The 1,713-nt window shown below is 38.2% G+C and carries 1 protein-coding gene; it reads right to left on the bottom strand.

What is annotated here, in order from left to right:
* The coding region (locus JCM15548_RS22070) for a DUF6443 domain-containing protein (protein ID WP_227626080.1) at positions 1-1,713 on the bottom strand (1,713 nt) is incomplete at both ends.

The following is a 1,713-nucleotide window of genomic DNA, read 5'->3' as shown; positions in this document are numbered from 1 at the left end:
TTATTATTCCATGTTTGAGCTGTTATGTTTCCATTATATTGTATGGGGTAATTTGGTTGTGAATGAACAAGGTCTGGCAAGCTGTTATAATGCAACCGCATACTAAACAAATCATTACCGGGAGCATCCGGATTGTTTATAGCTGTAAGCCAGGAACGGATATTATACTCATAGTCAATGCTCTGCAAAAACCCACTCATATCAACCGTCTTATGTAATTGCTTGCGCTTTAATTGACCAAGCTGGTTGTATTCATGTTTAGAAACAATGACTCGTCCATTCACATCATCCCCTTCAATTTGCTGCTCAACAGTTAGTAAACGACCTACATGATCATAGGTAAAATACTTATTTATAGCAACTTCCTCAGAATTAAATGACAAGAACTGGCGAGTTTGAACCGTTTGTCCACTGAAATCATATTTATAGCTAAATATTTCAGTGGTATTAAAATCTGGCTTTTCTATGCTTTGAATTACACGGTACCTGTCATCGTAAAAATAATTTGTAGTTATAAAAGAGCTATTACCATCTGGACTAATTCCCCGAACCATCTTTCTGGTTACCAGCCCTTTTAATCCATTAAAATAATAAGGTGTGGCGTCGCTTTCCCTATAATCACTTATATTATGCTGCACAGAAAAAGAGGGTGTTGTAGGATACGAATCATAATAGGTTATGGTCAGGTAGTTAATGATTCCATCTGAAGAATTTGGAAACCCTGTATTGCTATAATAGTAATTTGTGTAACTATTTGTTCTGGACTCATGCATCGTCCTATTGTGCATCACAGAATCCATGTATTGCTGCATTCCTGGCTGATCATAAGCCTTTGACATTGTTAATTCCCCGGTTTGTATAGGCCGATTCAGTTGATCATACTTTGTGAATGACCACTTTGGCCCAATATTGGCTCTCTGGTTGCCATCCTGTGTAAGCACTAGTCGGTCTCGTTTATCATAGACCATATATACTCGATGCAGAGTCCCCGGAATCTGTTTCATAACCATGCGCTTACGCCCATCATATTCATAATAGTAGCACGAATGAGTGATATAATCATTTTCAGATGTGAATGAAGTCAAATGGACGGCACGAAAATAAATAGAAGCTTTTGGGGATATGACATAACGTAATAATCCAAAACTATCATACACATAATAGGTTTCTACTTTATCATAGCCACTTGATTTTTCTACAAAAGTGCGTTTTAAAATAACTTTTCCCTCTTTGTCGGTATATTCTTCGGTAGTGTTCAGTAAAAGGATGTCTTGCCCAACTTCCCAGTTTTCATCTTTAACCACCTTTTTATAAAGTTCGTTGGCAGGATAATATTTAGAATGGATACCATTAATGCTTTTCCCTATACGAAGGTTTCCTGTTGCATCCTCGGTCCACATCAAACATACATCATTTGCAATGTTGGTACCATACTCATATATGATAGAATGATTAGAAGGTTGCCATGAGGCTCCAGGTGCTCCCTGCTCCATTACCCGGTTCAAGGGAGAGTTGTCATAAACGGTTTTGGAAAATGGGTAGGCATCTGATACCACATCATTACTACTGTTGCTATAAAAGGTTTTGTGCTCGCTGGCAGTTCCATGGTAATTATCCATATTGGGATTGGAACGAAATTCGCCGGTAGTAGTATTACTCTGGTAGGGCAACAACTGATATTCTTGGCGTCCAAATTCGTCATAAACAATGGGC

This window comes from Geofilum rubicundum JCM 15548 (genome assembly GCF_000974365.1).
GTDB classification, from domain to species: Bacteria; Bacteroidota; Bacteroidia; order Bacteroidales; family Marinilabiliaceae; genus Geofilum; species Geofilum rubicundum.
The sequence above is the reverse complement of the archived record's forward strand: the minus strand, read 5'-3'. Positions and strand labels throughout refer to the sequence as shown.